Genomic DNA, 26,661 nt, shown 5'->3' with positions numbered 1-26,661 from the left:
GCGGGGGTGGACGGTGCCGTAGTACTCCTTCTCTATCTGTTCTACTACATCTATATCAGATAGAGTAGGGGTGTGCTTCTGACGATCGACCTCGACAGCGAGGTGCCGATTTACCAGCAGATCCGTGATCGGGTGGTGGAGGCCATCGCCGACGGAGATCTGGTGGAGGGATCGGCGCTGCCTTCCACGCGGCAACTGGCCGCCGACCTGGCGATCAACTTCCACACCGTGAACAAGGCCTATGACCTGCTGCGCCGGCAGGGGATCATCCGGATCAACCGCAAGAGCGGGGCGGTGGTGCGCCGCGACCCCGGCTCCGGGCCCGCCGACGCCGGCTTCGCCGACGAGTGGCAGGCGCGGCTGCGGACCCTGCTCGCCGAGGCCGCGGTGCACGGCCTCGGCGAGCAGGAGGCGCTGCGGCGGTGCGGCGAGGTGCTGCGCTCGTTCAGGGCCGAGAAAGAAAGGACGCCGACATGATCATGGTTGCGGTGGCAGGTCTGTCCCTGGTCGCCCTGCTGACGGCCGCGGCGGTCGCGGTTCCGGTGCTGAGCCGCCCGACACTGCCCTTCGGCGTGCGGGTGCCCGCCGGCCGCGTGTCCGATCCGGCCATCACCGCCCAGCGCCGCCGCTACACCCGGGCCGTCCTGGTCCTCGGCGCGCTCGCGGCCCTGCTCTTCCCTTCCGCGGCGGTCCTTCTCGGCACGCCGCACGTGCTGCAGGCCGGCATCGTGGGCCTGGGCGCGGCGCACATGACGCTCTTCTACACGGCTCATCGCGGAGTGTCGGCGGCCAAACGACGCGGGGACTGGTACGCCGGAACCCGGCAGGCGGCCGCCGCCGACACCACGCTGCGCACCGATCCGGTGCGCCTGCCGTGGCCGCTGCTGATCCCGGCCGCCCTGCTGCCGCTCCTCACCGCGGCCATCGGATCGTGGCGTTTCGGCGCGCTGCCGGCCACCCTGCCCACTCTGGGGGGCCCGGGCGTGGACCCTGTGGTGAGGGTCGACACCACCTTCGCCACGGCCTTCGCGCCCGTCTTCTCGCAGGTGGCCCTCACCCTGCTCACGCCGCTCCTGGCCGCCGCGCTGCTGCGGGCGAGACCGGAGCTGGACGCGGCGCGCCCGGCCGGCTCGGCCCGCCGCTATCGCGTCTACCTGCGCGGCCTGGCGAGGCTGCTGCCGGCCGGGGCGGCCTGCGCCAACCTGACCCTGCTTCTCCTCGCCCTGCAACTGTGGGAGATCGTGACGCCCAGCGCGATCGTGACCGTCGTCACCTGGCTGCCCTTGGCGGCCGCGGCGGCCGCCGGGCTGATCTTCGGGGTCCGGGTCGGAGAGGCCGGTCACCGGCTGCCGCCGGGCCCGGGCGAGGAGCCGCACTCTGGATTCGAGCAGCGCGACGACGACCGACACTGGCACCTCGCCGGGATGGTCTACGCCAACCGGGCCGACCCGGCGATCCTCGTCCATCAGCGCGCGGGCGGCCGCTGGACCCTGAACCTCGGCAACCCGGTCGCCTGGGCCATCCTGGCCGGACTGGCCATCGTGGCGCTGCTGTCCTTGCTCGGAGTGGTCGATCTCCCCGCGAACCCCTGACCCCGCACGTCCAGCCAGGGGGAGCACGGGGGCCCGCAAGCGCCGTTCCAGCCTCTCGAACCCGGCGCCGGGAAGACCAGGGCGCGCCGGGAAGGCCAGGGCCCGACCCTTTTCCGGAGAGCCCAGTACGGGCGCGCGGCCCCGGCCGGCGGTCAGGAACGGTTGAGATAGGTGAGGACGGCCAGGACCCGGCGGTTGGTGTCGTCGGCGGGTTCGAGGCCGAGTTTGGCGAAGATGGCGGCGATGTGCTTGCCCACGGTCCCCTCGCTGACGTGGAGGCGCTCGGCGACGGCGGCGTTCGAGCGGCCCTGGGCCATGAGCTGGAGCACGTCGCGCTCACGCGGGGTCAGCAGCGCGATCGGGTGCCGGGGCGAGGTGCCGCCGATCAGCTTGGCGACCACCTCCGGATCCATCGCGGTGCCCCCCGAGGCCACCCGGCGCAGCGCGTCCACGAAATGGCGCGTGTCGAACACCCGGTCCTTGAGCAGGTACCCGACGCCTCCCGCGCCGTCGGCCAGCAGCTCGCGGGCGTAGATCTGCTCGACGTACTGCGACAGGACCAGGACGGGCAGCCCGGGACGGCGGCGGCGGGCCTCGATGGCCGCGCGCAGCCCCTCGTCGCTGTAGCCGGGCGGCAGCCGTACGTCCACGATCGCGAGGTCCGGCTCCCGGTCGGCCACGGCGTCGAGCAGGTCCTCGCCGGTCTCCACCGCGGCCGCGACCTCGAAACCGTGGGCTCTCAGGATGTGGGCGAGCCCTTCCCGCAGGAGGTAGACGTCCTCGGCGAGGACAACGCGCATGGGATCTCCAAGGTGGCGACGGTCGGCCCGCCGGGCGGGCTGGACAGGGTGAGGACACCGTCGAAGGCGTCCAGGCGGCGCCGGATGCCGTGGAGCCCGCCGCCGTGCCCGGCCGCCGCCCCGCCCCGCCCGTCGTCGGCGACCGTGACGCGCAGCACGCCGTCCTCGTGGCGCAGCTCCACCGACGCCTTCGACGCGCCGGCGTGCCTGGCGACGTTGGTCAGCAGCTCGGACACGGCGAAGTACACCGCCGCCTCGATCGGCTCGGCGACCCGGCCGGGCAGGTCCGCGCGCACCTCCGCCTCCAGGGGAGCGTCCATCGCCAGCGTGCGTACGGCGTCCGCGAGCCCGCGGTCGGCCAGCACCGGCGGGTGGATCCCGCGGATGAGCTCGCGCAGCTCGCCGAGCGCGGTGACGGACAGGTCCTTGGCGCCGGTGATCATCGCCTTGGCCGCCGCGGGGTCCCGGTCGAGCAGTTCCTCGGCCGCCGCCAGCGTCATCCCGACCGCCACCCAGCGGGCCTGCGCGCCGTCGTGCAGGTCGCGCTCGATGCGGCGCAGCTCGGCGGCCTTGTCGTCGCTGACCCGCGCACGACTGGCGGTCAGCGCGCCGACCCGGCCGGTCAGCACGGCCGTCCTGGCCGGGGCGAGCAGCGACCGGCTCAGCAGGGCGTGCCAGCGCAGCAGCGCCGGGGCGCACGCCAGGCCCAGGGCGGCGGCGGCCACCCCGGCGACCGGGGCCGGGACCCCGGCCAGGCCCGGCGCGACGGCGTGCACCAGGTCGTCCGGTGACCAGGCGAGGTCGCTCACGAGACCCAGGGCCGAAGTCCACAGCCAGAGCCAGCACAGGACCACCGGCCCGCCCGCGATGAGCACGGCCGGCACGGCGAACAGCAGCGCGCCCACCGGCGCCTCCAGCAGCAGCCAGGCCAGGTCCCGCCACGAGGCCGGGTCGCGCAGGAGCCGGTCGAGCCGCCGCGCGCGCACCGCCGCCTCCCGGGTCCGGTGGAGCGTGCCGAACGGCCCCCACTCCAGCCGGTAGGAGCCGTCCGGCTCCGGCCGGGGCGGCGGAGGCTCGGGGCCGTACGGCTCGGCGATCCGCACGCCCGTCCATTCCCCCATCTGCGCGCGGCGCCAGGACACGAAACGGCGGGAGACCGCCACCGTGTCGGGCCACAGCCGCAGGGCCGTCAGCGCGATCGCCAGCACCTGGACCACGGCGAGCGGCGCCGCCGCGCCCGCCAGCACCGCGCTCGCGCACACGCGCGTCCCCGCCGCCGCGCGCGCCTGCGCCGCCCGGGCGATCCGGCCCGGCGCCCGCCGCGCTGGCGGCGCGAGCAGTACCCGGGTCCAGCGCGCGTGCGCGCGCAGCGTCCAGGGGCCGATCGCGACGCCGAGCAGCGCCGCCGCGCCGCCGAGGACGAGCCGGCCCGGCGCGGGCCGGTGGAGCCAGGCCGCGGCCAGCCCGCCGCCGATCAGCCCCGGCGACAGCACCGCGAGCGGGCCGCCGATCAGCGGGTTGAGCGCCATCCACGCCAGATCGCGCCAGGTCGCCGGATCCCCGGCGACCCACCGGAGCCGGCCCAGGTACGCCGGCGGGAACGCGGACCGGAACAGGTCGTCGCCGTCGCGGTACCAGCCGCCGGCGTCGCGCACCGGCGGCGGCGGAGCCGGACGGTACGGCGAGGCGACGGCCACCCCGCCCCACCGCGCGGCCAGCCGCCGGGCCAGCTCCGGCAGGCGGCGGCCGTGCTCGACGAAGAACGCCGGGGACGGCAGCCCCGCGTGCGCCCCGACGAAGATCACGACCAGGAGCGGCGGCCCCAGCAGCGCCGGCGCCGCCAGCGCCAGGCCCCGCAAGGGGGCGAGCGCGTACGCGACGACCCTCTCGCCTCGCCCCACCTCGCGCCTCCACACCCGCTCCGGCCGCCGGCCCGGATCGTCCGGCTCCCCGCGCCGCCGCGCCCGCACACGATGAAAGCACGCCGTACGGCGGCGCGGTATGGGTGCCGGCCCCCAGGCGAGCCGGGGGCCAGGCCCGTTACCACCGGCCGCCGCCGTTCCTAGCGTGGTGCGTCGACCAGACCGCAAGGCAGAGGCGGGAGCGACGCCATGCTGACCGACCACCCCACCGCCACCGGCCCGACCCGGGAAACCGGGAGGCTGTTCTTCCTCGACCGGGTGCGCGTGCTGCTCACCGCGCTCGTGGTCCTGCACCACGTCGCCCTGACGTACGGGAGCTTCGCGCTGTGGTACTACCACGAGCCGACCATGGGCCGCCCGCCCGCGCGGGCCGGAGAGTGGGGGCGGCTCCTGGACCTGTACCTGCTGCTGAACCAGACGTTCGCCATGGGGCTGTTCTTCCTGATCTCCGCCCACTTCCTGCCCGCCTCCCACGACCGCGGGGGCGGGCGGCGGTTCCTCCTCGACCGCCTGCGCAGGCTGGGGATCCCGCTGCTGGGCGTCGTCCTCGTCGTCGTCCCGCTCGCCAAGCTGCCGATGTACCACTGGGAGAACGCGCGCCGGCCCATCTCCTTCCCCGACTTCTACCTCCGCGAGCTGGAGCAGGGACCCGCGTGGTTCCTGGCGCTCCTCCTGGTCTTCGTGACGGCCTACACGGTGATCCGCGCGCCGCGCCCGGGCGCGCGGCCGCCTCGCCGTACGGGCTTCCCCCGGGCCCGCGCCGTCGCCGGCTTCGCCCTGCTGCTGGCCGTGCTCGGCGCGGCCTGGCGGATCCGGCCGCCCGTGGACCGGGTGCCGCTGCTGCACCTGCCCGTGCCGGCGTACCTGCCGCAGTACGTCTGCATGTTCCTCGCCGGCCTGGCCGCCCACCGGCGCGGCTGGCTGACGGCCATCCCGGCGCGGGCGTCCCGATGGGGGTTCGCGGCGGCCGTGGCGGCCTCGGTGACGCTCCTGCCCCTGGCGGTGGGCGACCCGGACGCCTCGGGCCCGCGGCTGCTGATCGCCCACGTGGCCCACGGCCTCTTCGACGGCGTCTACTGCGTGGGCATGTCCCTGGGCGTCCTCGGCCTGTTCGCCCGCCGCTTCACCGGCGCCCCCGGCCCCGTCGGCCGCTTCCTGTCCGGCAACGCCTACGCCGTGTACGTCGTGCACCCGATCGTGCTGGTCGCCGTCTCCGTCGCCCTGGCGGGCGTGCCCGCCGCCCCCCTCGCCAAGTTCGCCCTCGCGGCCCCGCTCTCCCTCCTCCTCTCCTGGCCCGCGGCCGCCGCCCTCCGCACCCTCCCCTACGCCAAGAGCGTCCTGTGACCCTGTCGAACGGCTCTCCTCATCGAGGGCCTTCGCCTTCCCCGATCCCCGGGTGACTCCGGCGGGACACCGGGCTCCTCGAACGACGGCGGCCGAAGAGGCCGTACGGCGCGTGCGCACCCAGCGGGAGGGGATCGGGCTCTTCCAGGGGCGCACAGGAGCTTCGCCGCTCGAGGGCGATCGCTGTGTACCAAGCCGCGCGGCGGCATCAGCGACGTCCTCTGGGCGCTTCGCTTGCCGGGGTGGGCTTCGCGCGGGGGTTCGTGGGCTGGCTAGCATCGCGGGGATGAGGCTTCACGTACGGGAGTTCGACGGGCCCGCGGATCGGGCGTTGCTGGTCATCCATGGCGGGCCGGACTGGGACCACAGTTACCTGGTGGAGCCGCTGAGGAGGCTGGCGGGGGAGTATCGCCTGCTCTTCCCGGATCTGCGCGGGTGCGGTCGTTCCGCCGCCGCCGAGCCGCTCACTCCCGATGCCATGGTGGGCGACCTCGTCGAGCTGATCGGCGCCTCGCGGGTGGACGTCCTCGGTTTCTCCTACGGCGGTCTCATCGCGCAGCGGCTGGCGATCCAGGCCCCGCACCTGGTCCGCCGGCTCATCGTGGCCTCCAGCGCCGTGCTGCCGGTGCCCGAGGACGCGTTCGAGGGGTGGGAGGAGTACGAGCGCCGCAAGGCGGCCCATCCGTCGAGCTGGGACACCTCGCCGCTGGAGGGGGCCGAGCTGACCTGGGCCGAGGCTTTCGCGGCGGCTCCGTTGAACGTCTGGCGGAAGGAGTCGCTGCCGGAGTACCTCAGGCGGCTGGAGCAGGTCACCTTCACCGGCAGCTACCTGCGCCCCTGGCGGGAAGGCCGGCTCCCCTCGGCCCAGTACCCCGACGCGGCCGAGCGCCTGTCCGGGATGCCGCTGTTCTTGCTGCACGGGCGGTATGACATGACGTTTCCGGCCTCGCTGGTGCCGCTGACGCCGTGCACGGACGCGGTCGTGCTGGACGAGGCGGGGCACATGGCGCACATCGACCAGCCGGAGGCCTGGCTCGCGGCGGTCACCCGCTTCCTCGCCGCCTCCTGATCCGGTTCGGTCCCGGCCCCGCCGGGACCGGCCCGGGCACGGCGCCGGCGCTCTCGCCGCCATCCGGCGATCACGGTCTCGATTCGCTTAGGGTGCGGTGCATGAACGGCGACCCCCGATTCGGGTACGGCCAGAGCGGGCGCCCTGTGCGGACGGCGCGGGACGCGGGAGCCGTTCGCACGCACCCGCCCCCCGTCACGAGCCCGGCCGCCTCCGGGGCGTCATGACCGGGGCGAACACGCAGGACGAGCCGAGGAGAACCGCGTGAGCACGGTTTTCATGCACAGCGTGGTGTCGGTGGACGGCTTCATCGCCGACGAGGACGACGACGTCGGGCCGCTCCACGACTGGTACTTCAACGGGGACACCCCGATCGCCGCGGACCAGCGGTACGACCACTCCGGAACCGGAAGCGGGTTCAAGGTCTCCCGCGCGTCGGCGCCGTACGTCCGGTCGATGTGGGAGTCGACCGGCACGATCGTGATGGGCCGCCGCCTGTTCGACCTGATCAACGGCTGGGAGGGGCATCCGCCCACCGGTGACCACGTGGTCGTGGTGTCCCACCGGCCCAAGCCCGAGGGCTGGCACCCCGAGGCGTCGTACCACTTCGTGGACGATGTGACGGCCGCGATCGGCAAGGCCAGGGAACTCGCCGGAGGGCGGGCCGTCAGCGTCAACGCCGGCTCCGTGGGCGGCCAGGTCTTCGCGGCCGGCCTCGTGGACGAGGTGGCGATGGACGTCGTGCCGGTGGTGTTCGGATCGGGCAAGCGCTACTTCGGCGACGTCGAGGGGCGGCATCTGCTGGAGGGCCCCCACGTGGTCGTCCAGGGTGAAGGTGTGCTGCACCTGAGGTTCAAGGTACGCCGTCAGGGGCCCGGCAAGCCCGGGCCGTGAATCGCAGGGGGCCGGAACGGAGCCGCGATGGGAGTGGTGCTGGCCGCGCTGCTGGCGGTGCTGGGGCTCAAGGCCGTGGCCATCTTCAACGCCACGCGCTGGCTGCACCTGCACGGGCCCGCCTACCGGCAGGCGTTCGGCTGGGAGTCCACGGGGCGGGCGGAGCGGGAGCGGCTGGTCGAGGAGCACGGCGGCGCCTTCTTCCCCTTCGGCCTCAAGGACTACCGGCTGCGGCGCTACCTGCGGCGCTCCCGCCGGTTCTCACCCCTCCGGATCCTGCTGCTCCTGTGGCACGCGCTGTTCTTCCGCCTCGGGTGGCTGATGCCGCTGTGCGCCGCCGCCCTGATCGCCACCGCCGTCGCGCCGGCCCGCCTGCTCCTCTTCCCGCCCCCGCTCACCGACGCCGCCGGGCTGACCTTGTCCGTACTGCTCCTGCTGGTCACGCTCCTGATCGTGGTGGAGTCGGTGTACGGCTACGCGCTGCTGGGCTCGTACGGCTTCGCGTTCCACCTGCTGAACCCCCGCAGGCTGGGCCCGGGCCGCCGCCTGCTGCGGGAACTACAGGTCTTCATCGGCGTCGTGATGACCGCGCTCCTGGCCGGCCTGGGGGCCTTCTGCTTCACCAGCGTGCGCTTCGACGGCTTCGAGCGCCTGCCGGGCGAGGTCGTGACCCCTCTCGACGTGCTCAACCGGATCCTGGACAGCGCCTACTACACCTTCATGGCGTTCCTCGGCTCCGGTGAGGCCGATCCGCGCAACATCCCGGGCCGCCTGATCGTCGCCCTGCTCGGCCTGCAGGGGTTCGCCATCCTCGTCCTGGTGCTCGGCGTCCTCGCCTCCGCCGTCCCCTCCCCGCCCCTGGCCGGCCCCCCTCAGCCCGTAGAGGGGCCGCCCCCGGCCGCCGCCGGTCCGCCTCCGCCCGCCACGGGCCACCCGCCTCCGCCCGCCGCGGGCCCGCCCCCGGCTCGCCTGTCCGCGCGGGGCCGTACCCTGGCATACGCCACGGGCGCGGCCCTCCTGGCTGGCGCGGCCTTCCGCGCGGCCCGCCACCTGCGCCGAAGGCGCCTCCCCGCCCGGCGGGGAAGCGGCACCACGCGGCGCTGACGCCCCCGGCCGGGGCGTGCCGTGGTCACGCCCGGCGCGGCAGGCTCACCGTGACGACCAGCCCGCCGCCCTCGCGCGGCTCGGCGCCTGCCGTGCCGCCATGCGCGCAGGCGATGGCGCGGACGATGGACAGACCCAGCCCGAAGCCGCGTTCCGCGCCCTGCTCGCCCGGGGCGCGGCTGTCGTCGAGCCGGCGGAACGGCTGGAACAGCGAGGCCACCTCGTAACGCGGCACCACCGGCCCGCTGTTGGCCACCTCCAGCACCGCCAGGCCGTCGTCGGCCCAGGTGCGGACGGACAGCCACCCGCCCTCGGGCACGTTGTGCTTGACCGCGTTCTCGACGAGGTTCTGCACGAGGCGTTCCAGCAGGTAGGGGTCGCCCTCCACGGGCGCCTCGGCCAGGTCGGCGCGCTGGATGCGCACGCGGCCGCCGCGGGCGGTCGCCACCAGCACGTTGCCGGCCACGTCGTCCAGATCGACGGGATGGCGTTCGGTGACCTCGTTCTCGCTGTCGGCCAGGATCAGCAGGCCGTCCACCAGCCGCTCGTGCCGGTCGTTGACGCTCAGGAGCGCACGGCCCAGTTCCCGTGCGTCGGGCGAGGCGCCCGGCCTGGTGACGGCCACCTCGATCAGCGCGCGCTTGATCGCCAGCGGGGTGCGCAGCTCGTGCGCGGCGCCGGCCACGAAGCGGCGCTGACCGTCGAACGAGCCGTCCAGGCGCTCCAGCATCAGGTCGAAGGTGTCGGCCAGTTCCTTGACCTCGTCGTGCGGCCGGCTCAGCGCGATGCGCTCGTGCAGCCCGCGTCCCACCCCGGCGGCGATCCGGCGCGCGGTCTCGGTGATCCGCTGCACGGGGGACAGCACCCGCCCGGCGAACGTCCAGGCCAGCGTCCCGCCGATGGCGCCCACCCCGCCGAGCGCGACGGCGCCCATGGCGAGCAGGGAGTCGAGCATGTCCTCGCGGTACCGGCGCTGCTGCGCCTGGATCTCCCCGACGTACTCGCGCAGCCCGACCCGCCTGCCGTCGATCTCGACCTGCCCGGCGAGCGGGAGCCGGTCGTTGTCCAGATTGGCCGCCAGCGCCGGGTACTCGCTGGTCAGCCCGTTCCCCATCTGCTGCGCCACCAGCAGGTAGGTCACCGCGAGCAGCACCGCCCCGCCGGCCAGCAGCAGCCCGCCGTACACGAGCGTGAGCCGTACGCGGAACGTCATGGGATCCGGTAGCCCTTTTCCTGGACGGTGAACACGATGGGCGGTTCGCCCAGCTTCCGGCACAACTTCATGATCGTGACGCGGACGACGTTCGTGAACGGGTCGATGTGCTCGTCCCAGACGCGTTCGAGCAGTTCCTCGGCCGACACGGCCGCGCCCTCGGCGCGCAGCAGTTCGGTCAGCACCGCGAACTCCCGGTTCCCCAGGCTGATCGGCCGGCCGTCGCGGTGCACCTCGCCCCGTGCCGGGTCCAGCCGGACGCCGGCCCGTTCCAGCACCGGAGGCGCGGCCGGGCGCGAGCGGCGCGTCAGCGCGTGCACCCGGGCGGACAGCTCCACGAACGCGAACGGCTTGGGCAGGTAGTCGTCGGCCCCGAGGGACAGCCCGGCCACCCGGTCCCGCAGCCCCCCGGCGGCGGTGAGCATCAGCACCCGCGACCGGGACCGCGCGGCGACGATCCGGCGGCACACCTCGTCCCCGTGCACCCGGGGCAGGTCCCGGTCGAGCACGACCACGTCGTAGTCGTTGGCGTACAGGCGGTCCAGCGCCGCCTCCCCGTCGTAGGTCATGTCCACCGCGAACGACTCGCGGCGCAGCCACTCGGCGATGCCGTCCGCGATGAGCCGTTCGTCCTCGACCACCAGCACCCGCACGGCGCGTCTCCTCTCCCCGGTCGTCCGCCCATACTCCCCGCCGGCATGTGAAGCGGGCGTAACGCGGCAGGGGTTACGTCGTGGATACCGCCGCCTGGATTGACTCCGCCCCAAGACGACCCCAAGGCAACCCCGAGACGGCGACGACGGAAGGAAGACCCATGTGGCGACGTGGAGGAACGGCGCTGGCCATGGCCGTGCTGCTGTGGGCGGCGGCCGCGTGCGGGGGTGCGGAGCCCGCCGCGACCACCCCCGCGGGCGGCGGCGGCGCGTCCGCGGCCGACGCGCGGAACGCCGAGAAGGCGCGCGAGTTCTCCCAGTGCATGCGGGAGAACGGCATCCCCGGCTTCCCCGACCCCGGCCCCGACGGCAAGCTGCCCGCCGCGCCGCTGCGCGGCCTGTCGGTGGACGAGGCCACGCAGGAGAAGGCGCTGAACGCCTGCCGGGAGCACATGCCCAGCGGGATGCTCGGTGGCCAGGAGGACCCGAAGGTGCAGGACCAGCGCAGGAAGTTCGCGCAGTGCATGCGCGACAACGGCGTCGCAGACTTCCCCGACCCCGACCCCGAGGGCGGCTTCGGCGACGGGGCCGGGTTCGACACCGGCGACCCGTCCGTACAGAAGGCCGCCGAGGCGTGCGAGCCGCTGCTCACCGGGGAGGGCGGCCGATGAAGCGCCGGACCCGCCGCGCCCGGCGCCGGTGCCGCTTACCAGGCCGTTCGCCTTCGGTTCGAGCTGGGGAGGCGGTACGGCGGCGCCTGATCCGTCCGCGGGCTAGGCGCGGGCCCGGCGGAGGCGCTCGGGGGCCTGGGCTCGCAGGGCGTCGCCGCCGGCCGGTGAGCCGCCGCACAGGGCCATCTCGCGGGCGTTGTAGGCGGCCATCCACACGCCGGCCGCCCAGGCGACCTCCAGTTCCTCGGGTGTGAACGAGCGCCCCCGCAGGTCCTGGTAGGCCATCAGGAACGCCTCGGAGCTCTCGATCGGCGCCAGCGTCGGCGGCCCGGAACTGGCGAACGACCCGCTCGCCGCTCCCGCCAGCGCCGCCTCCGGTAGCCACGCCAGGCTGTCCCAGTCGTGCACCGCCCACACCCGCCGCCCCCGCCACCGCAGGTTCTGCGCCTCGAAGGCGGCGTGGCCGAGCACGCACGGCAAGCCGCCGGCCAGCAGCCGTACCCGGGCCCGCTCAGCCGCCTCGGCGACGTGCGCGGGCACGGCGCTCTGGTCCAGGCAGTCGAGGAAGCCGATCGCCGGCCATGTCCCGCCACCGGTGTCGTCCCAGCGCACCCAGGGCGGATTCGGCAGCGGCGGAGCGCCGGTCACGCCGGCGAGTTCGGCCATCAGCCGGGCGAACACCTCCGCGCAACGCACGGCCATCTCCGGCGAGTCCCCGTGCAGCACCTCGCCGCCGGGCCGGAACTCCTCGGCGTGCACGGCCAGCGCGCCGACACCGACCACCGGCGTCAGCGGCCGCGCGCAGGGGAACCCGCGCTCGGCCAGCCGGGCCTGCGCCGCGACACACGAGGCCGCGCGGCCGCCGTCGGCCCGCGCCTTGACCACGACCTCCCGCCCACCGGCCAAGCGCAGGCCGAACACCATCGAGACCTGCCGCGACCGGAACAACACCCCGGCGGGCTCGCCGCCCAGATGCTCACGGCACCACCCCGGCAACCAGCCCGGCAACCCGTCCAAGGACACGCTCTGGACTGTGCCACAGCCCCCGAACCCGGCGGAAGCCGGCCCGGCTCCCCTGATTCGCCATGAGCCGTTCATCCACCGTTGCCTCCCATTCGCATCGACATCGGCCGATATCGAAGACGGCTCGGCCGCGCGATCGGCCTGCCGTACGACCGCACCGCGACCCTGGCCTTCACCGCCGCGGGCGACGACTTCGAGCCGGCCATCGCGGTCGCCGTCGGCGTCTTCGGCGTGACCTCCGGCATACCCTGGCCGGGGTGGTCGGCCCGCTCATCGAGGTGCCCGTCCTGGCCGCCCTGGTCTACGTCAGCCTGTACGGCCGCCGCCTGTTCGCCCGCACGCCCCGGAGGAGCCCGCCCATGCCCGGTAAGCCCGGTAAGCCCGGTAAGCCCAGCGTCCTGTTCGTCTGCGTGCACAACGCCGGCCGTTCCCAGATGGCCGCCGCCTGGCTCACCCACCTGGCCGGCGACCGCGTCGAGGTCCGCTCCGCCGGGTCGGCCCCCGCCGACCGCGTCAACCCCGCCGCCGCGGAGGCGATGCGCGAGGCCGGCATCGACATCGCCGCCCAGCAGCCCAGGATCCTCACCGCCGAGGCCGTGCGGACCTCCGACGTCGTCATCACCATGGGCTGCGGCGACGCCTGCCCCGTCTTCCCGGGCAAACGCTACGAGGACTGGGACCTCGACGACCCCGCCGGCCAGGACATCGACACCGTACGGCGCATCCGCGACGACATCCGGGCCCGCGTCGAGAAGCTCATCGACGAGCTGACCTAGCGGCCGGCGACGGCTCAGGGGGTCAGATCTGGTCCAGGGCCCGCAGGAGGCGTTCGACCTCGTCGAGGGTGTTGTAGTGGAGGAAGCCGACCCGCAGGGCGCCCTCGGTCAGGCCGAGGTGGTTCATGATCCCGGGAGCGTGGAAGTCGCCTGAGCCGGCCGCGATCCCCCTGTCCGCGAGGGCCTTGGCGAGGTCGTGGGGGTCGGCGCCGGGGAGGGTCAGCGCGAAGGTGGCGGTGCGGCCGGGCACATCGGGGAGCCCGTGCAGCCGCCAGCGGCGGGGCAGGCCGTCCAGGAAGCGGCGGGCGAGGGCCTGTTCCTGCTCCTGGACGAACCGCCAGCCGAGGTCGTCGAGGTAGTCGAGGGCGGCGATCAGCCCGGCCAGGGATTCGAAGGGCGGGGTTCCCGGCTCGAAGCGAGCGGCCGGATGCCCGTGGGCGGCGTGGCCGATCTGGTACGGACGCCACCGCTCCAGCAGGCGGCGGCGGGCGTAGAAGACGCCGACGTGCGGTCCGAAGAACTTGTACGCCGAGCCGATCACCACGTCGGCGCCGGTGGCGCTCGCGTCGACGGGGCCGTGGGGCAGGTAGTGGGTGGCGTCGGCCCAGGCGATGGCGCCGGCGGCGTGCGCGAGCCGTACCACCTCGGGCACATCGACCAGGGTGCCGACCGCGTTGTTGGCCCAGGGGAAGGCGACGATGCGGGTCCGGCCGGTGATCGCCCGCTCCAGCGCGGCCATGTCGAGGCGGGTGTCCGGCTCGACGCCGACGGTGCGGATCTTCAGGCCGCGGTCGGCCGCCGCCTCCGCCCACGGCGCGAGGTTGGCCTCGTGGTCGAGCCGGGTGACCACGATCTCGTCCCCGGGCAGCAGGTCCCGGGTGGCGCTCCTGCTGAGGTGGAAGTTGATCGCGGTGGCGTTCAGGCCGAAGCCGACCTCGTCGGGGTCGGCTCCCAGGAAGGCCGCGGTGCGCCGGCGGGCCTGGGTGACGAGCCGTTCACTGGCCAGGCTCGCCGGATGGGCGCCGCCGCGGTTGGCGTTGTGGCGCCGTAGGTGGTCGGCCATGGCGTCGAGCACCGACTGGGGTGCCTGGGCCCCGGACGGGCCGTCGAGCCGGACGACGTCGGAGTTCAGGCCGGGGAACCGGCGGCGCAGGTCGGCGAGCACGTCGTCTCCTCCGGGGTCGGGGTCGGGATCGGGCCGGTCGCCGGCCGTACGGCCGCGGCTTCCCGGGCCGTACGGCCGGCGCCGATGAGGGTGGCGGAGGCGGGGCCGGGTCCTGCCCCGATGGCCGGCACACCGACCGGCCGCGCTGTGGCGCCCGCCTCCTGGCGCGGCCTAGACGGTGGCGGGCTCGGTCATGGGGGTGAAGAGGCGGCCGATCTTGGCGACCCGCTCGGGGATGAGGCGGTAGTAGACCCAGGTGCCGCGGCGTTCGCCGTCGATGAGGCCGGCGGTGCGCAGGATCTTGAGGTGGTGGGAGATCGTGGGGGCGGTCAGGTCGAAGGCGCCGGTGAGGTCGCAGACGCACGCCTCGCCGCCCTCGTGCGCGCCGATCATCGACAGCAGGCGCAGCCGTACCGGGTCGGCCACGGCCTTGAACAGCGCGGCCAGCTCGGCGGCCTCGGCCTCGCCGATCGGCTCGGCGGCGATCGGGGCGCAGCACTGGGAGCCCACGGCGTCTCCTCCTGGTTAGATGATTCTCTAAATGATAGGCCGTGGAAGGTCATCGACGCCAACGGCGGCGATCCCGCGGGCCAGGGCCACACCGCCGTGGTCTGCCCGGCGGATATGGCTCCCGGCCGTGTCTGGACGGGTACGGCTCTCGCGTCAGCCGCAGCAGCTTCCACCGGAGGCGGTGGCGACGGAAGGGAGGGGTGCGGCGAGGAGGCCGCCGGTGATGCCGGTGGCCAGGCCGACGCGGGTCTCCTGGGCCTCGGCGAGGCCGGAGGAGCAGACACCGGTCTCGGGCAGGTCGAGCCGGACGTCGCGGGCGGCGTCCCAGTCGCCGGCCAGGGCGGCGACGACGGAGCGGGCCTGCTCGTAGCCGGTGGCGAGCAGGAACGTCGGGGCGCGGCCGTAGCTCTTGACGCCGACCGCGTAGTAGTCGGGCTCGGGGTGGGCCAGCTCGTCCACCCCGTGGGGCGGCACCGTGCCGCAGGAGTGCTGGTCGGGGTCGATGAGCGGGGCCAGGGCGCGGGTGGAGCCGAGGACGGGGTCCAGGTCCAGGCGCAGCTCGGACGCGATCGCGTGGTCGGGCCGGTAGCCGGTGGCCGCGACGATCCGGTCGGCGGTGACGGACCGCTCGGCGCCGGTCAGGTCCCGGCTGGTGACCGTGACCCGGCCGGCGTCCCGGCTCACGGTGTGGGTGTGGAAGCCGGTGAGCAGGCGGATGCGGCCGGACCGGACGTGCTCGCGCAGCCGGGTGCCGAGGGCGCCCCGGGCGGGGAGGGCGTCGGCGTCGCCGCCGCCGTAGGTCCGGCTCGCCGACGCGGCGCGGATCGCCCAGGTGATCGACGTGCCGGGGGCGTCCTCGGCGAGGGCGGCCAGGGCGAGCAGGGTGGTGGCGGCCGAGTGGCCCGCGCCGACGACCAGGGTGTGCCTGCCGGCGTAGGTCCGGCGGTCGGCGCCGAGGATGTCGGGCAGGGCGTGGTCGATGTACGGCGCGGCCGCGGCCTCGCCGTGGGCGGGCAGGCCGTTCGCGCCGAGCACGTTGGGCGTGGTCCAGGTGCCGGAGGCGTCGATGACGGCGCGGGCGGCGATCTCCTCCCCGGAGGCGAGGCGGATCAGGAACGGGGCGTTCTCGCGGCCGGAGGTGCGGACCCGGTCGTGGCCCAGGCGGCTGATCGCGGCCACGTGCGCGCCGAACCGCAGGCGGGGGGCGATCGCGGGGTGGGCGGCCAGCGGGGCGAGGTAGCCGGAGATCAGTTCGGCCCCGGTGGGCAGCCGGTCCGGGTCGGGCGCGGTCCAGCCTTCGGCCTCCAGGAGACGGCGGGCCGCGCCGTCGATGTCGAACCGCCACGGGCTGAACAGCCGCACGTGGCCCCACCGCGCCACCGACGCCCCCGCCCCGGCGCCGGCCTCCAGGACCAGGAAGTCCAGGCCGCGCCCGGCCAGGTGCGCGGCGGCGGCCAGCCCCACCGGTCCCGCGCCGATCACCACGATCGGCAGGTCACCGAGACCGCCCGCCCTGGCGGCGGGAATGTTCTCCTCGGCGGGGATGGGGCCGCGGCATCCACTCATGGGGGTCCTCTCCTTCGGCTCGCGCATTACTTAGAAGTTTTTCGAAGCAGGCGCCATCTTGTCCCCGCGCTTAGAGAGATGTCAAATTAGAAGCATGTCAAAGCAGGCGGGTCACCGGCGGTCGCGCCCGCCCGCCGAGCCGCCCCGGCCGCACCCGATGGAGAAGACCATGACCGAACTCGACGACCTTCGCGAACAGGTCCGCACCCGCTACGCCGCCGCCGCGCGAGCCGTACTCGACGAGCGGGACGCGGCCTGCTGCTCCCCGGCGGCCGACTGCCGCACCGGACCGCGGGTCTTCGGCGGCGACCTGTACGGCGCGGCCGAACGCGCCGAACTGCCCGCCGACGCGGTGACGGCCAGCCTGGGCTGCGGCGACCCGGTTGCCGTCGCCGAACTGCGTGACGGCGAGACCGTGCTCGACCTCGGCTCCGGCGGCGGCATCGACGTGCTGCTGTCGGCCCGCCGCGTCGGCCCCACCGGCACCGCGTACGGCCTGGACATGACCGATGAGATGCTCACCCTCGCCCGTGCCAACGCCGCCGAGGCCGGCATCGCCAACGCCCGCTTCCTCAAGGGCGCCATCGAAGCCGTCCCGCTCCCCGCCGGCTCGATCGACGTGGTCATCTCCAACTGCGTCATCAACCTCTCGGTCGACAAGCCCGCCGTCTTCGCCGAGACCTACCGCGTCCTGCGCCCCGGCGGGCGCCTCGGAATCACCGACGTCGTCGCCGAGGACCACCTGTCCCCCGCCGACCGGGCCGAACGTGGCGAGTACGTCGAATGCGTCGCCGGCGCCCTGTCCTTCGGCGAGTACCTCACCGGCCTGACCGAAGCCGGCTTCACCGGCATCCAGATCACCCCGACCCACCAGGTCGGCGGCGGCCTGCACAGCGCCATCATCCGCGCCACCAAGCCGCGGTAGCCGACCCGGCGAATCCACCAACTCCCAGCCCGCCGCCCGCCGCGTGTCGTACCCGCCCGGTATGGCCCTCCTGTCCTGCCGAGGTGCGCACCAGACAGGCCCCTCGGCCCGCTCCGCCGCCTCGTCGGCCATGTTCTGGCGAGGGTGGCGGCGTTCGCGGCGCCCCCATGAAGGCCCGGCCTTTCTGCTGGCGGAGCGCCTGACCGGGATCGCGATGACACCGCGGTTGCTGGAGGAGGCCGCTTATCTGGGTGGAAGCGTCTCCCTGCCGCGGTGAGCGGAGGCCGCTACTTCCGGGGGTGTAGGGCGGGGGGTGGGTGATCCCGGTGGGGTAGGGGGAGGAGTCTTCTGTGGCAGGACGTTCTCCGGGTGGGGGCGCGGCCACACTTGCCGCTCATGAGGGCCCGCGACCGCGGGCGCCGATCATGAGAGGACGGGTGTCTTGACGGTCAAGCTGAGGGCCTGGGCGGGTGTGGCCGTGATGGGGGCCGCCGCGGTGATGGCGGGGGCTCCCGCGGCCGGGGCGCGTTCCGGGCCGGATGACGGGAGGCTGCGCTCGGCCCTGGAGGAGGTTCATCGGGCCGGGATGGTGGGGATCGACGCCGCGGTCCGCGCGGGCGGGCGGGAGTGGCGGGGGGCCTCGGGGGTCGCCGACCTGGCGACCGGGCGGCCGCTGCGGCCGGGGACGCGGCACCGGGTCGGGAGCATCACCAAGACGTTCACCGCCGCCGCGATCTTGCAGCAGGTCGAGAAGGGCCGCGTGCGGCTCGACGCGCCGATCGGCCGCTACCTGCCGGACGTGGTGCCGGGGGAGCGCGGCCGGAAGATCACGGTCCGGATGCTGCTCAACCACACCAGCGGCCTGTCCGAATACCTCCTGGCGGCCTTCCCGTCCCTGGCCGGGTTCCCCTCCCTGCCGGACATGTCGGCCAAGAGCCTGGACGACAACCGCTTCCGGCGTTTCAGGCCGGAGGAGCTGATCAAGATGGGGCTGGCGCTGCCCGCCAAGGAGCCGGGCAGCCTTCCCGGCGTCTACTCCAACACCAACTACCTCATCCTCGGCCTGCTCCTGGAGAAGGTCACCGGCGCCAAGGCCGAGGACTACATCACCGAGCACGTCATCCGCCGCGCCGGGCTGCGCCACACCACGCTGCCGGCCGGGCCCCGGATCAAGGGCCCGCACCCGCGGATGTACGAGGCGATGCACGGCCTGCTCGACCCGCCCCGCGACTACAGCGTCTACGACCCGTCCTGGGTCGGCGTGGGAGCCTCGCTGGTGTCGACGGTGGAGGACCTCAACCGCTTCTACAGCGCGCTGCTGGGCGGCCGGATCGTCAGCCGGGCGTCGCTGGCGCGGATGCAGCGCACCGTCCCGGTCTCCACCCAGGTCTACGAGGACACGATCGAGTACGGCCTGGGCCTGCGCAAGGTCACGATCCCGGGCTGCGGCACCTTCTGGGGCCACGACGGCACCATGTGGGGCGCCGGCGCGCTGTCCCTGACCCGCGCCGACGGCGCCCGCCAGATGTCGCAGGCGATCAACCTCATGCGCTGGAACACCCTGGACGCCTCCGGCGAGCCCCGCCCCCACCCCATCGACAAGGCCCTGTCCGCCTTCCAGCGGCAGGCCCTGTGCACCTGACGCCGGCCCGCCACCAGACGCCCCCGCCCCGCCGTACGCCGAGGAACCGCCGAACGGCGCCGCAGGGGACAAGCCCCTGGCTGGGACGGGTGAACCGGCCCCGCCAGGGGCGCGGGGTGGATGGGATCAGGAGACGGGGGACAGGCCGTGGGCCCGGTGGACGGTCTGGGTCACGCGGTTGCCCGCGGCGTCCCGGGCCTGGGCGCGGATCGAGACGGCGCCCGTGCGCGTGGTGAGCGTGAAGCTGGTGTAGCCCTTATCCGGCGCCCTCGCTGACGTGGGGACCGTCCCCGCTCCGGTACATGATCACCGCGGGTGGGCCTCGTAGCCGTACCACCGCTCCCGCCGGGGCCGGAGCCGCTCGGACGTGGTCGAGATGGTCAGCGGGCGTCACCAGGTCGAGCTGCGGGTCATCCAGGTGCAGCGGGCCGCCCGGCGCGAACTGGGCTGCCTCTACACCGCGCCCCGCCTGGAACCGCCGGGGGCCGAGCGCGTGATGCGGGAGGCGCTCGCCGAGGGCGTGACCTGCCGCGCGCTCTACCAGTCGGCCGACCTCGCCCGGCCCGGCGTGCTGCCGCCGGTCGAGTCCCTTGACCACCCCGCCCCCGGCACGTCCCCGTGACCAGCGCACGCGGCTCGATGCGGGCCGGCCCGACCGGCGGGACCGGCGGGACCGGGCGGGCCGGTCAGCGGCGGTAGTAGTCCTCGATGGGCAGGCGGGCCTCCTCGAACAGGGCCGGGCCGTCCTGCGGCACCTCCGGCCAGCGGCTGTCCGGGTTGAGCCGGATGAGCTGCTCGGTGGCCAGCGCGTAGACGACCCGGCCGAGCCCGGAGCGGACGATGCCACCGGTGCACATGCCGCAGGGCTGGCAGCTCGTGTACATGGTGGTGCCGGCCGCGGTGTCGGCGTCGAGCTCGCGCGCGGCCCACCGGGCGAGTTTCAGCTCCGGGTGCGCGCTGATGTCGTTGTCGCGCCGGACGGTGTTGTGCGCCTCGGCGAGGATCGCGCCGTCGGGGCCCACCAGGAGCGATCCGTACGGGGCGTCGCCCAGGGTGATGGCGCGGGCGGCCAGGGCGATCGCGTGGCGCAGGTAGCCCTCGTCGGCGGTGGTGATCACGATGCGGTCCTCCAGTGGGTCATCACGGCGGTCAGGGCCCGCCAGGCCGCCTCGGGGCGGCGGGTCTCCTCGGGGTCGGCGTTGTAGGGGTCGAGCAGGACGGTCTCGGCCCCCAGCTCGCGGAGCCGGCCGAGGTCGTCGAGGACCTGCTCCAGGGTGCCCACCCCGGCCAGCCGTTCGGGGTCGGTGACCGGCTCGGCGGTCAGCCGCAGGGCGATGCGGGGCGCGAACGCCGTCCCCCGGCACTTCTCCCGGGCTTCGCGCAGCCACGGCATCGTGTTGCGCAGCGGGTGGTAGGCGTCGCCGTACCGCTCGGCGCGGCGGATCGCCACCGCGCCGTTGCCGCCGACCCAGATCGGGACGGAGGAGTTCTCGCGCAGGACGGACAGGTACTCCTCGGTCAGCTTGCCGCGCTCGGCGAACGGCACGCCGAGGGCCTCGAACTCCTGCCGGGACCAGCCGACGCCCACGCCGAGCACGAACCGGCCGCCGCTGAGCTGGTGGAGGTTGGCGGCCATGCGCGCCACCAGGAGCGGATGCCGGTAGGGCAGCACGAGCACGGTCGTGCCCAGCCGCACCCGGGTGGTGATGCCCGCCAGCCAGGACAGCGTGGTGAGCGGCTCGTAGAACGGCTCGGGATACCGCTGGGCCACCTCGGGGGTGATGACCACGTGGTCCGACATCATGAGCAGGTCGAAGCCGAGGCCCTCCACGACCCCGGCCCACTCACGCAGCACGCCGGGATCGGTGCCGGGCCCGAAGTTCGGCACGTTGACGCCAAGTTGCATGCAGGGACGCTATCGGGACGGCCCTGATCACGGGAATGCCCTTCTCCCGGTTCTGGGGGCCTTACGCAGGGAATTCTCCGGTAGATTGGCGCGATGGCCGTGAATCTCGACGAGACCGACTGGGCGATCATCGAGCAGCTCCAGCAGGACGCCCGGATCAGCCTCAGCGAGCTGGGCCGCCGCGTGAGCCTGAGCGCCTCGGCCACCACCGAACGGGTGCGGAACCTGGAGGCGCAGGGCGTCATCACCGGCTACCGCGCGGTGGTGGACCTGACCAAGGTCGGCTACCCGGTGCTGGCCGTCGTCCGGCTGAAGTACCCGGGCAACCACCACCAGCCCCTGCGCCGGCTGCTCACCGAGCGGCGCGAGATCCTGGAGTGCGTGCGGACCACCGGCGACGACTGCTACACGCTGAAGGTGGCCGCCACCTCCATGGAGCACCTGGAGACCCTGATGGACGAGCTGGCCGGCTTCGGCAGCACCACCACCAGCGTCGTCTACAGCCAGACCCTGCCCTACCGGGGCCCCGCCCGCCCCTGACCGGGCCCCCACCGCCGTCGAGGCGGGCGGGGAGGTGGGGGTTCGCCGGGGTTCGGGGGTGCCGGAAGGGAGTGGTGATCGTTAGGGTCGGATCGTCCCGGTCGGTTGCCGCTCCCTCCGGAAGGGCACGTGTTGCAGGCTCTCGGGCTCACCGCGTTCCAGGAGCGCGTCTACCGGACGCTGCTGCGCTTCCCGGCCCTGCCGGTGGCCGAGCTGGCCGCCCAGGCGCAGGGGAGTCCCTCCCGGGTACGGCAGGCGCTGGCCCGGCTGGGCGAACTGGGGCTGCTGCGGCGCGCCGGGCGGGGCAGGTACGTCCCGGTGCCTCCCGACGCGGCGCTCTACGCGCTCATCCACCGGCGTGAGGCCGAGCTGAACGACGCCCGGGTCGCGGTCGAGGAACTGGCCGCCGACTTCCGGGCGGGGCAGCTCCTGACCGATCCCGCCGGCCTGATCGAGGTGGTGACCGGGGCCGAGGAGATCCGGCGGCGCACCCTCGCCGAGCACGAGGGGGTCCGGGAGGAGATCCTCGGCCTGGACCGCCCGCCGTACGCCTGGCCACCGGACGCCTACGACGAGGTCCGCGGCGGGGCCGCGCAGCTCGCCCGCGGGGTGCGCATGCGCATCATCTACAGCGGGGAGGCGCTGGCGATGCCGGGCCGCATGGAGGCGGTCCGGCGGCTCGCCGCCCTGGGCGAGCAGGCCCGGATGCTGCCGGAGCTGCCGGTCAAGCTGCGCATCTATGACCGGAGCAAGGCGCTGATGCCGCTGACCACCGCGGAACGGGCCCTGGAGAGCCTGGCGATCGTGCACCCCTCCGGCCCCCTCGACGCGCTGTTCGCGCTGTTCGAGGCGCTGTGGGCGACGGCGTCGCCGATCACGCCCGGCCCCGCCGCGCCCGGCGGGCGCGAGGACCCGCACGAGGAGGTCATCGCCCTGCTCGCCGCCGGGCTCAAGGACGAGACGATCGCGCGGCACCTGGGCGTCAGCACGCGTACGGCCCGCCGCCGCATCGCCGCGGCGATGGACCTCCTCAACGCCGCCACCCGCTTCCAGGCCGGGGTCAACGCCGCACGCCAGGACCGCGCCTGACCGTTCCCGGCGGCGGGCGGAGGGCGGAGCCGAGCCGTACGGCGGGAAGGCGGGCGCGGGGCGCGCTGGCCGGATAAGGCGTTTTCCACTACCGGACATTTCCTTATATGGACACTTCCTGTCCCGCGAGTCATCTTCCATCCCAGACGATCTCGCGGAGGTGGGGCATGGGAGAACCGGCCGGACGGCGCCGTGGGGCGCGACTTGTGGGGATCGCCGGGATCGCGGTGCTGGTGGCGTCCGGCGCCGCCGTACCCGCGGCCGCCGATCCACCGACACCGACACCGGCGCCGCCCTCCGCCGCCACCGGGGCGCCGCCGCCCCAGGCCGCCGGAGGGCTCCCCGGCCGGAAGATCACCCTGATCACCGGTGACGTCGTGCTCGTGCGCCGCGTCGCCGACCGTAAGGGCCGCCCCCGCTACACCGCGACCCCCCTGACCGCCGCCCCGCGCCCCGCCGGCAGCCCGCCCGTGCGGTTCCAGACCCTGGAGACCCCCGCCGGAGACCTGTACGTCATCCCCTCCGACGCCCAGGGCCTGTTCGCCGAACAACTCGTCGAACGCGACCTGTTCAACGTCCGCGCGCTCGCCGAGCAGGGCCACACCGACGACCGCGAGGCCGCGCTCCCGGTGATCGTCCAGTACGGCGCGGCCGCCCCGGGCGCCCTCGCCCGGCAGGCCGACGCGCTGCCGGCCGCCGAACGGCCCCGCGCCCTGGAGAGCATCACCGGGGCCGCGGTCCGCCTGGCCAAGCCGCGCCTGGCCGAGTTCTGGGCGAAGGTCGCCGCCGAGCCCGCGGCCGCCGCCAAGCGCGCCGCGCCCGCGCCCGGACGGGCCGGCCGCCCGGCCCTGGGCGCCGGGCTGCGGCGGATCTGGCTGGACCGCACCGTGCGCCCGGCCCTGGACCAGAGCGTCCCGCAGATCGGCGCCCCCACGGCCTGGGCCGCGGGCCACGACGGCACCGGCGCCACCGTCGCCGTCCTGGACACCGGCATCGACGCCGCCCACCCCGACGTGAAGGGCAAGATCGACGCGACCGAGAACTTCAGCGCCGACGCCTCGGCCGCCGACGGCCACGGCCACGGCACCCACGTGGCCGCCACCATCGCCGGCACCGGCGCGGCCTCGGGCGGGAGGCACAGGGGCGTCGCCCCGGGCGCGCGGCTGATGGTGGGCAAGGTCCTGGCGGACTCGGGCGAGGGGCCGACCTCGGCCATCATCGACGGGATGGAGTGGGCCGCAGGCAAGGGCGCCCGCGTCGTCAACATGAGCCTGGGCATCCCGGCCCCGAGCGACGGCACCGACCCCTTCAGCCAGGCGGTCGACCGGCTCACCGCCACGACCGGCACCCTGTTCGTGGTCGCCGCGGGCAACACCGGCGGCGCCGGGACCATCGGCCCGCCCGGCGCGGCTCCCAGCGCCCTCACCGTCGGCGCCGTGGACAAGCGGGACGCGCTCGCCCCCTTCTCCAGCCAGGGCCCGCTCCAGGGATCCGGCGCGCTCAAGCCCGACATCACCGCCCCCGGCGTGGACATCGTGGCCGCCCGCGCCGCCGGCACCTCCATGCCCACCCCCGTGAACGACCTGTACACCAGCGCGAGAGGCACCTCCATGGCCGCCCCCCACGTGGCCGGGGCCGCCGCGATCCTCGCCGCGCGCCACCCCGGCTGGAAGGCCGCCGCGCTCAAGTCCGCCCTCACCGGCACCGCCAGGCCGAACCCGGACCTGACCGTCTTCCAGCAGGGCGCCGGCCGGGTGGACGTCGCCCGCGCCGTCGAGCAGACCGTCACGGCCGACGTGTCCAGCCTCGGCTTCGGCCTCGTGGCCGCGCCGTACCGGACCGAGCCCCGCCCGGTCACCCTGACCAACCACGGCGCCGCGCCCCTCACGCTCACCCTCACCGCCGAGGTACGGCGGGGCAAGGGGGCCCCCATCGCCGGAGCGGGCATCGTCTCGCCCGGCACCGTGACGATCCCGCCCGGCGGCACCGCCGGCCTCACCGTCGCGCTCGACCTCACCGGCGACGCGGGCTTCGGCGCGTACGGCGGGGCCGTCCGCGCGACCGGCCCCGGCGGCGCCGAGGTGCTGCGCCTGGCGGTGGGCGCGGTCAAGGAGACGCCCGGCCAGAACCTCACCCTCCGCGCCATCCCCCCGAAGGGCTGGCCCACCCAGCAGCGAATCGAGGAGTTCGTCTACTGGAACCTGCTCCGGCTGGACGAGCCCGGCCTCTACTCGGCGCCCCGCGACGTGCCGGTCTCCCAGATCCGCGTCCCGCGCGGCACCTACATGGCCATCACCCACTTCCTCGTCTACGACCCCGAGACCGGGGACCTGACCACCGTCAACCTCGTCGACCCCGAGGTGAAGGTCGAGCGCGACACGGAGGTCGTGATCGACGGGCGCCGGGCCAAGCCGGTCACCGTCAAGACGCCGCGCCCGGCCGAGCAGCGCGCCTCCCACCAGGCGCTGATCCGCGAGACCGCGCAGGTGGGCGCCTGGGCCGTGGGCTGGCGCACCGCCGCGGGCGGCAGCGACGTCCTGCCCTCGGCCGCGGCCCGCGACACGCTCGCCTTCACCCCGACCGAACCGGTCACCACCGGCACGCTGCGCTCCACCGGGATGTTCACCCTCGCCGAACCGCGCGCCACCGCCCGCGTCCTCGGCCGCGACGCGCCGAAGATCACCCTCAGCGCGCCGCACTACCACTTCGCGCAGCCGCGCCTGGACACCACCCGCACCGTGCAGGTGGCCGACGTGGGCGCGGGCGGAGCCGAGGAGATCGCCCGCGCCGGGGTGCGCGGGAAGCTGGCCCTGGTGTCGTGGAGCTGGCGACAGGGCAACGCGGTCAACACCGGCCACGCCAGGCAACTGCTCGACCGGCTGGGCGCCGCCGGCGCCCTCGGCGTGATCGCCTACAGCGACGAGGCCCTGCCGTACTGGGAATGGCAGGCCCGCGACCAGCCCGCCTACGCCGACCGGGTCGCCGTGCCGGTGCTCAGCGCCGGGCCGGGGGAGGGCGCCGCGCTGCGCGCCCTGACCCGCAAGCGCCCGGTGTTCGTCGAACTGCGGGCGCGGGCCGAGGAGTCCTACCTCTACCACCTGCGCCTGACGGCCGGCGGGGACAGGATCGCCGACCCCCCGGCGTACGAGGCCGGCGCCGACCGGCTCGCCGAGGTGGACGCGCGCTACCGCGCGGACGCGCCCGCCGCGATCAACCCGGCGCTGCTCTCCTACGGGACCGACGGGGTCAACCTCGACCTGGTCACCCTGCACGGCGGGCCGGCGCTGCTGACCGCGCCGCGCGCCCGCACCGAGTACTACGGGGCCACCTCACGCGACGTCGTGTGGTACCGCTTCGCCCAGGCGCGCGCCCTCAAGGAGCGCTGGGCGGACTTCGGCGACCTGGAGGAGCAGGGCTGGGACGTGTTCGCGCGGCCCGAGCGCACCCGGGAGGACTGGTTCGCCCCCCAGGTCGTCGGCGCCTACCGGGCGCGCCCCGAGGCCGACGCGCTGGCCTCGCGGCTGATCCTCAACGGCGCCCCGGCCACCGTCTGCACGGTCTGCCGGGACGCCCGCGACCTGATCGTGTTCCCCTGGCTGACCGGGGCCATCGCGCACAAGTGGGGCGCCGGGCAGGACTACGCGACCACGCGGGGCCGGCTGAGCCGGGACGGCCGGGAGATCCCCTCCGCCGGCGGCTTCCCGCGCTTCGACCTTTCCGGCGAGCCGGGGGCGGCCAGGTACCGGCTGGAGCACCGGGCGACCACGTTGGGCCGGCTCGTCCAGCGCGCCACCGACGTGACCACCACCTGGGAGTTCACCTCACAGGCCCCCGCCAAGGACGAGGGCACCCCCCAGGTGGCCTGCGTGGCCAACATCGGGACCGCCAAGGGCCCCTGCCGGATCGAGCGCGTCCCCCTGATCAGGTACGGCCTGGCGTCGGTGCTCGCCCTGGACAACACCGCCCGCGCCCCCGGCCTCCTGCGGCTGCCCCTGGAGGTCTACCACCAGGACGGCCCTGAACAGACCGCCATCACCGGCCTCACCCTGAAGATCAGCTACGACCGCGGCCGCACCTGGAAGGACGCGCCCGCGCGCCGCACGGGTGAGGGCCGCTACGAGGCCCGCATCATCCACCCGCCGCTCGCGGAGGGCACCACCGTCTCCCTGCGGGCCACCGCCAGGAACGCCGCGGGCTCCACCGTCGAGCAGACCGTCCTGAACGCCTACGCCCTCCGCCACTGATCCCCGCCCGCGG

The 26,661-nt window shown here is 74.7% G+C and carries 25 protein-coding genes and 1 pseudogene; 16 read left to right on the top strand and 10 right to left on the bottom strand.

What is annotated here, in order from left to right:
• Positions 1-72: 72 nt before the first annotated feature.
• Together D5H75_RS02090 and D5H75_RS02085 are read left to right on the top strand one after the other, a co-directional pair.
• Positions 73-477, top strand: coding sequence for a GntR family transcriptional regulator (locus D5H75_RS02090; RefSeq protein ID WP_119924576.1), 405 nt, complete (start codon positions 73-75; stop codon positions 475-477).
• Positions 474-1,592, top strand: coding sequence for a DUF1648 domain-containing protein (locus tag D5H75_RS02085; protein ID WP_119924575.1), 1,119 nt, complete (start codon positions 474-476; stop codon positions 1,590-1,592). Before D5H75_RS02090 ends, D5H75_RS02085 begins: the two co-directional genes overlap by 4 nt.
• A gap of 152 nt (positions 1,593-1,744) precedes the next feature.
• Here D5H75_RS02085 and D5H75_RS02080 read toward each other — a convergent pair whose 3' ends face one another.
• Positions 1,745-2,392 carry a response regulator transcription factor gene (locus D5H75_RS02080; protein ID WP_119924574.1) on the bottom strand — a complete coding sequence of 216 codons (648 nt, stop codon included), beginning with the start codon at positions 2,390-2,392 and terminating at the stop codon, positions 1,745-1,747.
• A complete protein-coding gene (locus D5H75_RS40775) occupies positions 2,332-4,293 on the bottom strand; it encodes a sensor histidine kinase (RefSeq protein WP_202637736.1) in 1,962 nt (653 codons plus the stop codon). Before D5H75_RS40775 ends, D5H75_RS02080 begins: the two co-directional genes overlap by 61 nt.
• 210 nt (positions 4,294-4,503) lie before the next feature.
• On the opposite strand from D5H75_RS40775, the gene D5H75_RS02065 reads away from it, so the two are divergent.
• The 4 genes from D5H75_RS02065 (at position 4,504) to D5H75_RS02050 (ending at position 8,725) form a co-directional block, all read left to right on the top strand.
• Positions 4,504-5,658, top strand: a complete 1,155-nt coding sequence (locus D5H75_RS02065; RefSeq protein ID WP_119924573.1) for an acyltransferase family protein — start codon at positions 4,504-4,506, stop codon at positions 5,656-5,658.
• 286 nt (positions 5,659-5,944) lie between these two features.
• Positions 5,945-6,727: an alpha/beta fold hydrolase gene (locus tag D5H75_RS02060; RefSeq protein WP_119924572.1), complete on the top strand. Its 783-nt coding sequence runs from the start codon at positions 5,945-5,947 to the stop codon at positions 6,725-6,727.
• A 264-nt stretch (positions 6,728-6,991) separates the two neighbouring features.
• The gene (locus D5H75_RS02055) at positions 6,992-7,621 is read left to right on the top strand and encodes a dihydrofolate reductase family protein (RefSeq protein ID WP_119924571.1); all 630 of its coding nucleotides are present in this window, start codon (positions 6,992-6,994) and stop codon (positions 7,619-7,621) included.
• 27 nt (positions 7,622-7,648) lie between these two features.
• Positions 7,649-8,725 carry a hypothetical protein gene (locus D5H75_RS02050; RefSeq protein ID WP_119924570.1) on the top strand — a complete coding sequence of 359 codons (1,077 nt, stop codon included), beginning with the start codon at positions 7,649-7,651 and terminating at the stop codon, positions 8,723-8,725.
• Positions 8,726-8,750: 25 nt separating this feature from the next.
• Here D5H75_RS02050 and D5H75_RS02045 read toward each other — a convergent pair whose 3' ends face one another.
• Positions 8,751-9,938 (bottom strand): sensor histidine kinase, encoded by a 1,188-nt coding sequence (locus tag D5H75_RS02045; RefSeq protein ID WP_119924569.1) that lies wholly within the window; start codon positions 9,936-9,938, stop codon positions 8,751-8,753.
• Positions 9,935-10,591 carry a response regulator transcription factor gene (locus tag D5H75_RS02040; protein WP_119924568.1) on the bottom strand — a complete coding sequence of 219 codons (657 nt, stop codon included), beginning with the start codon at positions 10,589-10,591 and terminating at the stop codon, positions 9,935-9,937. Before D5H75_RS02040 ends, D5H75_RS02045 begins: the two co-directional genes overlap by 4 nt.
• A 161-nt stretch (positions 10,592-10,752) precedes the next feature.
• Between D5H75_RS02040 and D5H75_RS02035 the strand changes: the two genes are divergently transcribed.
• Positions 10,753-11,262: a hypothetical protein gene (locus tag D5H75_RS02035; protein ID WP_147425036.1), complete on the top strand. Its 510-nt coding sequence runs from the start codon at positions 10,753-10,755 to the stop codon at positions 11,260-11,262.
• A 102-nt stretch (positions 11,263-11,364) separates the two neighbouring features.
• Here the strand turns inward: D5H75_RS02035 and D5H75_RS02030 are convergent, their stop codons facing one another.
• Entirely contained in the window at positions 11,365-12,285 is a 921-nt protein-coding gene (locus D5H75_RS02030; RefSeq protein WP_119924566.1) for an aminoglycoside phosphotransferase/kinase family protein, read from the bottom strand.
• 126 nt (positions 12,286-12,411) lie between these two features.
• Between D5H75_RS02030 and D5H75_RS02025 the strand changes: the two are divergent.
• Positions 12,412-12,632: pseudogene (locus D5H75_RS02025) on the top strand (arsenic resistance protein); the annotation flags it as partial.
• A gap of 12 nt (positions 12,633-12,644) precedes the next feature.
• Positions 12,645-13,061: an arsenate reductase ArsC gene (locus tag D5H75_RS02020; RefSeq protein ID WP_119925177.1), complete on the top strand. Its 417-nt coding sequence runs from the start codon at positions 12,645-12,647 to the stop codon at positions 13,059-13,061.
• Positions 13,062-13,083: 22 nt separating this feature from the next.
• Here D5H75_RS02020 and D5H75_RS02015 read toward each other — a convergent pair whose 3' ends face one another.
• From D5H75_RS02015 to D5H75_RS02005, 3 genes are all read right to left on the bottom strand, one after another.
• Positions 13,084-14,226, bottom strand: coding sequence for a cysteine desulfurase-like protein (locus D5H75_RS02015; protein WP_202637735.1), 1,143 nt, complete (start codon positions 14,224-14,226; stop codon positions 13,084-13,086).
• Between the two features lie 171 nt (positions 14,227-14,397).
• Positions 14,398-14,736 carry an ArsR/SmtB family transcription factor gene (locus D5H75_RS02010; RefSeq protein ID WP_119924565.1) on the bottom strand — a complete coding sequence of 113 codons (339 nt, stop codon included), beginning with the start codon at positions 14,734-14,736 and terminating at the stop codon, positions 14,398-14,400.
• Positions 14,737-14,889: 153 nt separating this feature from the next.
• Positions 14,890-16,302 (bottom strand): FAD-dependent oxidoreductase, encoded by a 1,413-nt coding sequence (locus D5H75_RS02005; RefSeq protein ID WP_119924564.1) that lies wholly within the window; start codon positions 16,300-16,302, stop codon positions 14,890-14,892.
• A gap of 94 nt (positions 16,303-16,396) precedes the next feature.
• Here D5H75_RS02005 and arsM point away from each other — a divergent pair, with 94 nt between their 5' ends.
• The 4 genes from arsM (at position 16,397) to D5H75_RS01985 (ending at position 19,491) form a co-directional block, all read left to right on the top strand.
• On the top strand, positions 16,397-17,227 hold the full coding sequence (gene arsM, locus D5H75_RS02000) for an arsenite methyltransferase (protein WP_202637734.1): 831 nt from the start codon (positions 16,397-16,399) through the stop codon (positions 17,225-17,227).
• Positions 17,228-17,288: 61 nt separating this feature from the next.
• Entirely contained in the window at positions 17,289-17,504 is a 216-nt protein-coding gene (locus D5H75_RS43930; RefSeq protein WP_340137743.1) for a DUF6461 domain-containing protein, read from the top strand.
• A 165-nt stretch (positions 17,505-17,669) separates the two neighbouring features.
• Positions 17,670-18,869, top strand: coding sequence for a serine hydrolase domain-containing protein (locus D5H75_RS01990; protein ID WP_242453938.1), 1,200 nt, complete (start codon positions 17,670-17,672; stop codon positions 18,867-18,869).
• 367 nt (positions 18,870-19,236) lie between these two features.
• A complete protein-coding gene (locus D5H75_RS01985; RefSeq protein ID WP_119924561.1) occupies positions 19,237-19,491 on the top strand; it encodes a hypothetical protein in 255 nt (84 codons plus the stop codon).
• A gap of 64 nt (positions 19,492-19,555) precedes the next feature.
• On the opposite strand, the gene D5H75_RS01980 is transcribed toward D5H75_RS01985, so the two are convergent.
• Positions 19,556-19,987, bottom strand: a complete 432-nt coding sequence (locus D5H75_RS01980; RefSeq protein WP_119924560.1) for a nucleoside deaminase — start codon at positions 19,985-19,987, stop codon at positions 19,556-19,558.
• The gene (locus D5H75_RS01975; protein ID WP_119924559.1) at positions 19,984-20,775 is read right to left on the bottom strand and encodes an LLM class flavin-dependent oxidoreductase; all 792 of its coding nucleotides are present in this window, start codon (positions 20,773-20,775) and stop codon (positions 19,984-19,986) included. The genes D5H75_RS01980 and D5H75_RS01975 overlap by 4 nt, the downstream gene beginning before the upstream one ends.
• A 93-nt stretch (positions 20,776-20,868) precedes the next feature.
• On the opposite strand from D5H75_RS01975, the gene D5H75_RS01970 reads away from it, so the two are divergent.
• The 3 genes from D5H75_RS01970 (at position 20,869) to D5H75_RS01960 (ending at position 26,648) form a co-directional block, all read left to right on the top strand.
• On the top strand, positions 20,869-21,315 hold the full coding sequence (locus D5H75_RS01970) for an Lrp/AsnC family transcriptional regulator (RefSeq protein ID WP_119924558.1): 447 nt from the start codon (positions 20,869-20,871) through the stop codon (positions 21,313-21,315).
• A 129-nt stretch (positions 21,316-21,444) separates the two neighbouring features.
• Positions 21,445-22,404 carry a TrmB family transcriptional regulator gene (locus tag D5H75_RS01965; RefSeq protein WP_119924557.1) on the top strand — a complete coding sequence of 320 codons (960 nt, stop codon included), beginning with the start codon at positions 21,445-21,447 and terminating at the stop codon, positions 22,402-22,404.
• Between the two features lie 206 nt (positions 22,405-22,610).
• Entirely contained in the window at positions 22,611-26,648 is a 4,038-nt protein-coding gene (locus D5H75_RS01960) for a S8 family serine peptidase (RefSeq protein ID WP_119924556.1), read from the top strand.
• The last annotated feature ends 13 nt before the right edge of the window (positions 26,649-26,661 follow it).

Origin of the sequence: Bailinhaonella thermotolerans, assembly GCF_003594875.1 — a bacterium.
Taxonomy (GTDB): Bacteria; Actinomycetota; Actinomycetes; order Streptosporangiales; family Streptosporangiaceae; genus Bailinhaonella; species Bailinhaonella thermotolerans.
This window is presented reverse-complemented; position numbering and strand designations above follow the sequence as displayed.